The following is an 8,198-nucleotide window of genomic DNA, read 5'->3' as shown; positions in this document are numbered from 1 at the left end:
TTTATTAGCGATCGCACCTTTTTTGTCCAACCTCACAAAATCGCGTTGCTCCCTCAGCACTCTTAGACTGACGCGGTAAAGGACGGAAATAATACTGTGTGTGGTTGATACTGTCACTGCTTGTTAAATATCTGTACAGCGTTCCATTAATCCAGTAAGTCTTGCTCTGGCTCAACAGCGTGACGCATCCTACAAGCTGTTTATCGATCATCATTCTTTTCTCCTGCAACACACGCACCCGTCAAGCTTGCACCCAGGAAGACGGCGATAGATGCGATCGCGCTTCCTTCAAAAATTTTGGCGTTGTAAATCCATGTGGGTTGATATTCCTCCCCTCTGCTTGACTCGATGCGGTCAAAGCCGTGACAAAAGATAGAACCAACTACCATAAAACTAGTAGTTACCAAGCTCACAATTGCTACTGATGACGCAGCATCAAGTATGAATGAGTTAATCTTTTCACGCCAAGTCTTCACACGACGAATGTGCATTACTGGCTTCTGTTCTAGATACTTATGCCACTCAGAATCAGTAAAATTTGTGGGCTTGTAATCATAGGGAACGTGAAAATCAAGTAGTTCACCTACTGCTTGGATTGCGTCGCCTAGCGTGACATCTGGAGAGTATTCCAGTTGCCTGAATTGTTCTGAATCTCGGATTTCTCTGAGCCAGCGATCTATTGCTTCTAACCTTCGTAATTGATTTTGATTAAGCATTGTTCTCTCAAGACGTATTTCGTTGATTGCTTCTATCGGTGGTGGGTAGCTTACAATCTGCTAATTGGTTCATCAAAAGTGAAATCTTCTGCTGGTAAAGATATTTGCGTAACTACTGTGGGCACTGATTTTGCCAAAGAATCGCGTTCATCTATATCAAAGGCTGGTAAAACTTCCCAAGTAGCTTCTAAATGCCTGCCGTACCTGGAAAACATCACATTAATTAGCTCTGTTAAACTTGCTAATTTGGTAGTTTTCAAAAGATGTTCGCCCTTTTCCAGCGCCGCACCCCTAATCACAACTCGCGCTTGAGCCATATTTTTGAGTCCTTAAGTAAGACATTTGCAGACATAACTGTGAGCATGGTTGCAATCAGATGCCCATGCCAAAAAACAAGATTGGACGCAGTTGGGTTTTTTTTGGTCTTCTAAAAAATTTGCAGACTTTTTGCGTCTTGTCTATTATAGTATCACATATTAGCTACAAATTAGATCAGATTTTTGTATCTAATGAGAAAACTTGCACTAATTAGCTAGAAATCAGTCCTAAAAAAGTACGATAGAAGGCAAATGTATATGTTAGATGCAGTGAGTAAAAGAGTTCACGTAACTTTACCTGATAAGGTTTTTGACGCATTAGAGCGATGGGCTGATGACCAAGGTCGTCCCGTTGCCAACCTTGTAGCGTACCTAGTTGAAAAAGCTATAGAAGAAGCTGAGACACAAGGGAGGATTCCGTCATCATCCAGCAACGACAAGAAGGACAAATGAATACAAACAGTAATTCTGCCATCCCTGCCATTAATAAAGCGATCGCCTTGAAATAGCTGACATACATAATTGGCAGAGAAAACTTTTCCTTGCTGGCGTTAGATGGCGGCTAACTTATACACCAATCGATGAAATCCGCCTGCTGTTGCCCATGCAGTCCTAGAAGATAAATTCCATTCGATGAGAGTTTTCTTATGGCAGCAAATGATTTAAATCCGCAACTTCCATTAATAGTAAATCTCAACTTGATTAATCAAGAAGGTCAGGAAAACATTGACCTCAGTAAATTAATCATAGAAATTGATTCAACTCTATTTCCTAACCAGGAACAATTTCTAAAAGCTTTACGCAGTCATTTGTTACAGTCTTTCAAAGAAATTCCTGTAACAACTTCCATCAATCTGAGACAAATAGAAAACAATTCTTTTGAAAATGCCGAAGATGAATTATATCCTCCGGTTCCAAAATCTCAAACGGAGAAAAGTCAAAATAGTATTCAGGAAAACGAAAGTTATTTTGAAACTCCAGCTAATTCCATCTCAAATACTTCAATCACAGTTAGACAATCAAAATTATTTAAGTCCCAAGACTTTGAAGCTATTCCAACAGCAGCACTTATGTTTTCCAGTATTGACTCTCAAATCAAAAAAGAATTGTGGAAGCAAAATGAAGATGGGATAGCCTACTTACAACATAGAGCTAAGGGCGATTCTCAAAACTTCATTGAGCATTATATTGCCAACCCCGGTGATATTTCCATGCTCCCTTGGGATGAAGCACTGCAAATCATTGATAAATTTGGGTTTAACAGCGCAAAACTACACTTAATCTTTGCTGCCTATGCAATGAAACAGGAAAGACCGTGGGAAAGCTTATTTATTCTCAATGCCAGCGACTTGATAAAAGATATGGGTTGGGATCAGCGAACTGATTTACCCAAACATAAAAAACTCTCAGAAATAGCCAAAACTGCGTTTGCATTAGATTGTTTGTTAGTTAAAGCAGTATGGATAGAAGGTAGGAACAAAAAAGGTGGAATAAATGCTAGTACCCCTGTAGGTCGAATGTGGAACATTACAGTTGTGCCCTATGGTCAGATAAATTTACAAGGGAAAATAGAAGAGCCTAATGAAGTTCAGTTAATTATTCAACCCGGTGCTTGGACTCAACATTTTTTGAACAGAGCAGGAGCAAAATCAAGGGATGCTTTATATCAGTTTGGCTACTTAGCCCAACAAGTTTTGAAAATTGATCCCTACCATGATGAACTCGCGCTAAGGCTGGCTATATATCTAACATTAGATAGTCGAATTCGCCTTGATGGAAATTACAAAGTACAGGAGCTATTAGAAATTGCATTTGTCAAACCGATTATAGATAAAGCTCGATTAGATCGCCGCCGAGCCTATGACTTAAAACAGCACTGGGATAGTGCCATAAAGCTACTACTAAAACTGGGCTGGCAGATTGCATTTGACCCCGAAACTTACCCTGAAGAGCTAAGACCAGACTCCAAGGATAAGAAACCTAAAGGCTACCTTGATAAGCTGTTGGATGCAAAACTCACCATCAAACCCCCAACCCCTATCCCGGAACTTATAGCATCCAAGGCCAAACTCACGGTTGAACGATCGCAATTGAAAGTTAAACCCAAAGTAGAACAGTTACAGCCCAAAGCCAAGCCCACACAGGAACAACACATCAGCTTGACTAGCAGTCAAGTTAAAGAAGCACGTATTGCTAAAGGCTGGTCGCAAGCGAAACTGGCTGGTTTTATCGGCGTATCTCAAAACCTTATTTCCCTGATTGAACGGGGTGAGCGTACCTTCAATCCACAGCTAGCCACCCAGATCCAAACGCTTCTAGATATCCAAGACTAAGTATTATTACTCTAGATTTCCCAACTACGAGTTGACGATCGGCTGTGGTTGGCTGGTTTTCTGTTGCAGTCTTGTTTTAAAAAAAAAAATTCAAAAAATTGGCTTTAAAGCTTTGCCCTGTAAGGCTTTGGTTCTTAAAACAAAGGCTCTAGAATCCCCGGACAAAAACTCTAGAATCCCCGGACAAAAACTCTAGAATCCCCGGACAATCAATTTTTGAAATCCTTGCTGCATAAGGGTTGTAGCCTCTTAAAACAGCCCTGATTAATTAGATTAATTAGATCAGTTTTGCCTAGTGGTTTTGGCCAATCTGGCATTATTTCCTGGTGTCCAAAAATGTCAAAAACTTTTTTGGCTACTGAAAACCTTAAGCTGCCGTCAAACCTTACTTCCCACAATAAGCACCCTGGCGTGTACCAACAGAGGGGGTAATGGCTGATAAGCGGCGGTTTCCTAGAAGGAGTAACTAATAAATGACAAACCCCGTAGTTGAGAACAGAAGAACGGCGCTATCAGGGAAAAAATTTATTTACGATAGCGCGTTTTTACCCCTAGTCATACCTGGTAATAAAATCAAGTTTGCGTTTAACGCCACAGGCAGAAACAAAGACTGGGACTTTAAGAAGCTGGCCGCCAACTTCCGAGATGTAGAAGGCACTCTAGGCGATGTCCAGCAACACATTAAAGCAGGTCACGCCATCTGTGCTGGCTTGTTGGGTGGTAAATGGCGAAGCAAGGCCAATATCATCGGTTCTCAGTGGCTACTACTCGACATCGATAATTCCAATATCGCCCGTGATGCTTATGACAAGCCAATTAAGGACGAGAATGGAAATTCTATCAAAGTTTACGATCACCAATTAACCATAGAATCCGCCCTAGCCCATCCCTTCATTAAAAAACACTGTGCTTTAATTTACACCACAGCCAGTCACAGACCAGACTGGCATAAATTCCGGTTGGTTTTCCTTCTCCCCGAATATGTCCAAGGCGCTGATACTGTAGAAGCTTGTACACGCTTCCTGATGCAGCAGTTGCCCCATGATCCAGCGTGTAAAGATGCTTCCCGTGTATTCTACGGCAGCACAGAAGCAGAATTCCCGCTAGTCAACCCTGAAGCAACACTACCAGCAGAATGGATAAGTGAAGCGATCGCGATCGCGCAAATTGAGAGGGAGGAGTATCAGCTAAGAATCAAAGAAATTGAGTCACGGCGTAAAGAGTGGCGTGAGATTTCCGTCACTGAAGGCTGGGATATTCACCAGCTAATCCAGAACGCGCTTTCATTCATCCCACCGCGCACCCCAGGAAGCGGCAACTATGACGAATGCCGTCAAGTGCTAATGGCACTGGTTAATCACTATGGGGCAACAGATGCGGAAATCATCGCCGAGCAGTGGTCGCCCAGCATCAAAGGCGATACTTGGAACATCCACGCCAAGATTCGCAGTTTTAGACGTGGGGGAATTACGATCGGTACACTGTTTCACATTGCCAAACAGTACGGTTTTCGCTTTCCTAAACGGCAGTATGAATATAACGAACGCGACCAAGGAGTAATTAGCCGTGAACAGTGGGAGCTTGGGCGAATCAGAGAGGACTTGAGCAGCTTCCAAAATTTATTAAAGCAAGCGATCGCTCCAATTACTTCAATATTTAAAGGATTTAAAGCCCCACCATCGCCGCCGCCCTCACCCGAAATTAACACCCCTTCGCCCAATGTAATTACCTACCAAAGAGGCAATATCCCGTTAAGAAGCGAAATTAGAGGCGATATTTCTATCTCTTGTCAGCCAGAAGAACATATCACCGCATGGGTAGAGGCCGTATCCAAGGGCTGGACACAAATCTTAGATAATTCCCACCCAGGACTAGGTAAGTCTTACAACGCAGGGCAACTGACAGCGGCCTTATTTGGTGTTGATAAACTAATTTACCAGGATGCCAACCACAGAAACCCATCTACACTGCCCATTGAGACGAATTTTGTTGACTTACCAGTGCGACACAACGGCTTTAAACTAGATCCCACCCGCAAAACTCCTCTTGGTGAAGACTTTAAACTGTGGGCTAAGGCGGGTGAGACTGCCGACACTGATGGTAATTGTCACAGGACTTACTTATTTAATGCCTTCCGCAACAAGAATTTTACCAGCCAAGATTTTGAAGAGAGCGGCATTAGCCCCATCTGTGGCGGTTGTTCCCTTAAAAATCAGTGCCGTTTCGCTATTGGTGACGGTTTTGGCTTCCGCTTTCAAAAGCGCAGTGCAATTCAAAATTATTCCTCACTCAGAGCGCACCCCGACTCTACCCCTGTCACCTTAACTAACGCTGCTGAACAAACTTTCACCGTTGGGCGGTTATGGGAAGAAGCTGGCACACTTATAAAGCCCGTGCGTTCCCTTGATGTGAACCGCGAGGATTTTGAAACCACTGTGGGCAAGCTGCTACTGTTAGAACCAAATATAATGTCACAGCTGCAACCTGCCCTCTTAGTTTTACACCAACTGTTTACTCAACACCTTTTGCCGAATAACCGCTACGGCTTTGATGATGCCAGCATCCGAGCGCTGCTGCCGGCTTTCCCCACAGGCTTAGATATCGAAGCCATTCGCCAAACCTCAGAACCTGATTTAACTTTCTTAGAAGACTTGGACTCAATTGATATTACCCAAGATAAACAACTCAAAAAAAGTGCTGCCGCTCGTTATGCTGCCAAAAAGGTAGTTAAAGACAGCGCACGAACGGCTGTCCGGGAGTTTCTTGACTTGCCTAATTACTGGTTGCCTGACTTTCTGGAAGCTTGGAAAGGTGATGGTAGTTTCCAATCTCAATGGGGTGTACTCAGCATTTACCGCCGAAACCCCAAACATACTGAATTGGCCAAATCTGCCCAATTTAATATTTATCTTGATGCCACTTTCAAATCCCAACAGTTGAAATTGAAACTGGGCATCAGTGACCCCGTGTTAGTCATTGAGCAGCAACGCCCAGACTACGACAATTTAAAAGTGGTCAACGTTACTGGGCTGGGTAAACTGCCCAAAAATCGCTCTCTTCCACTTAGCGATCGTGTTAATGCCCTCAAAGAAACCTTGAAAAAACTCTGCCCCACCCTTGGCATTATCGATTGGAAACAGATTGCAACACGAGCCGAGGGCCGCACAGAATACGGTCACTTTGTCGATGGGCGTGGTGTTAACAGGTTTAGTGAGTGTGATGCGATCGCTTCTTTTGGCATTCCTTACCAAAACATCGGTGTTTTAGCAGCACAATATCAGGTGATGACTGGTGAACCAGTCAACCTGGAAGATAAAAACAGCGCTTTCCAAAAGTATCTCACAGACCTGATCCGTGCAGAAATCATCCAAGAGATTGGGCGATTACGCGCTCATCGTCGCCCCAATGTGGAGCTAACATTCTACTTCTGCGCTGACTATGATTTGGGTTTCCTCGATCGTGAATTACCAGGAGTTAAATTAGAGAGCGTTGATGCTTTCCAACTCTGCCCAGAAGCGGGTAACGCGAGTGAGCAGACAGGTCACGCTATAGTCAATGCCCTAACCCAACTTTGGCAGTCAAAACAGAAAATTACTCAACCAGCTCTAGCCAACATTGCTGAAATCTCCCAAGCTTGGGTGAGCCGATTTACCCAGAGATGGGGGGGCTGGCAGCACTTTAAAAAATTATTACTCTTGCTATTAGATAGTCTTAATAGCGGTAGTAATAAAAATTTGGCTGACTTAGACGATGATGAAAAGTGGCTAGCCCGTACATACTTCCCGATGTTGATTGCTGAATCAGAATCATTACCAGATCACCTGTTAGAGGGGGTGGCGGAAGTTGCCGAAGTTCTTGGTACTAGAGCGATGCGGCGAGTTTTGCACTTCTGTAGCCCGGCTGTTAGGGCTTCACTGCTGATGATTGTACTGAGTTGTTTGCCTACTGAAGTTTATTCAATTTCATCTTCTCCACTCTCTGCATCACTCGCAGAACCTGCGCTATCACCTTGAACAGTCATAAGAACTGATTCCAGACGATAACCTGCTTCCCGGATGTAATAAGAAGCTGCACCCACGTCTTCAAACACGCTGTCAAATTGGGGATGAGTTGACGGAAAAATCTTTCTCAGGCGTGAGCTGATTCCTGAGATTTCTTGCTGAATTGCGATTAGTTCTTGAGTATCATCATCCATAGTTACCTACCACAAAGACAACTGCCCCGGTGAAACATTTGATTTCCCACCCCTATGGTATAAAAGGTGACAAGCACTGCCAAGAGCTATAAGGTTGCCTCTGTGGTTCTAAGCTGGATTTCTGTCCCAATGATGAACCTGTAAAGTGTACACTCTGCGTTTTGAGCGTGTTAGATGTGATGTTTTTTCACTCTTAGGGTATGCAGTGTAACCCGCATTTTTGACAACGCCACTGGGCTTGTTGCTTAACTGACGTGGCAATTTCTGACCAATTATCTGGGTATAGAGAATAGGTGAACGTCATCAGTCTAATTAAACTAAAGCTTTGAGAATTGTAATGCTTCTAGGGCTGGGCTACGTTTGAAAAAATATTACTCCTGCTATTAGATAGTCTTAATAGCGGTAGTAATAAAAATTTGGCTGACTTAGACGACGATGAAAAGTGGTTAGCGCATACCTTCACTTATTTGCTTTTTTGTATACGATAATCACTCTATCTAAGTAAAGTTCATCCGTTACTACTGAGATGGTTCGTATAAGCTGTTCGCCTTGAACTTCAATGCTATCAGCTATTTTCGTGTCACGGGAGCAACGCGATTTTGTGAGGTTGGACAAAAAAGGTGCGATCGCTAATAAA

The 8,198-nt window shown here is 43.3% G+C and carries 6 protein-coding genes; 3 read left to right on the top strand and 3 right to left on the bottom strand.

The annotated features are described in order from the left end of the window. Positions 1-200 precede the first annotated feature (200 nt). Both Q0541_RS05405 and Q0541_RS05400 read right to left on the bottom strand, forming a co-directional pair. Positions 201-716 (bottom strand): hypothetical protein, encoded by a 516-nt coding sequence (locus Q0541_RS05405; RefSeq protein WP_298906642.1) that lies wholly within the window; start codon positions 714-716, stop codon positions 201-203. A gap of 50 nt (positions 717-766) precedes the next feature. Beyond that, positions 767-1,033: a hypothetical protein gene (locus Q0541_RS05400; protein ID WP_069071944.1), complete on the bottom strand. Its 267-nt coding sequence runs from the start codon at positions 1,031-1,033 to the stop codon at positions 767-769. Positions 1,034-1,291: 258 nt separating this feature from the next. On the opposite strand from Q0541_RS05400, the gene Q0541_RS05395 reads away from it, so the two are divergent. From Q0541_RS05395 to Q0541_RS05385, 3 genes are all read left to right on the top strand, one after another. After that, positions 1,292-1,486 (top strand): hypothetical protein, encoded by a 195-nt coding sequence (locus Q0541_RS05395; protein ID WP_199349608.1) that lies wholly within the window; start codon positions 1,292-1,294, stop codon positions 1,484-1,486. A gap of 194 nt (positions 1,487-1,680) precedes the next feature. Next, complete coding sequence (locus Q0541_RS05390; protein WP_298906627.1) at positions 1,681-3,366, top strand: helix-turn-helix transcriptional regulator; 1,686 nt, start codon at positions 1,681-1,683, stop codon at positions 3,364-3,366. Positions 3,367-3,839: 473 nt separating this feature from the next. Further along, positions 3,840-7,379 (top strand): PriCT-2 domain-containing protein, encoded by a 3,540-nt coding sequence (locus Q0541_RS05385; protein ID WP_298906625.1) that lies wholly within the window; start codon positions 3,840-3,842, stop codon positions 7,377-7,379. Here Q0541_RS05385 and Q0541_RS05380 read toward each other — a convergent pair. After that, the gene (locus Q0541_RS05380; protein WP_298906622.1) at positions 7,319-7,561 is read right to left on the bottom strand and encodes a hypothetical protein; all 243 of its coding nucleotides are present in this window, start codon (positions 7,559-7,561) and stop codon (positions 7,319-7,321) included. The two genes, Q0541_RS05385 and Q0541_RS05380, sit on opposite strands and share 61 nt — an antisense overlap. Positions 7,562-8,198: the final 637 nt, after the last annotated feature.

It is taken from the genome of uncultured Nostoc sp. (assembly GCF_937863485.1).
Classification (GTDB): domain Bacteria; phylum Cyanobacteriota; class Cyanobacteriia; order Cyanobacteriales; family Nostocaceae; genus Nostoc.
The sequence above is the reverse complement of the archived record's forward strand: the minus strand, read 5'-3'. Positions and strand labels throughout refer to the sequence as shown.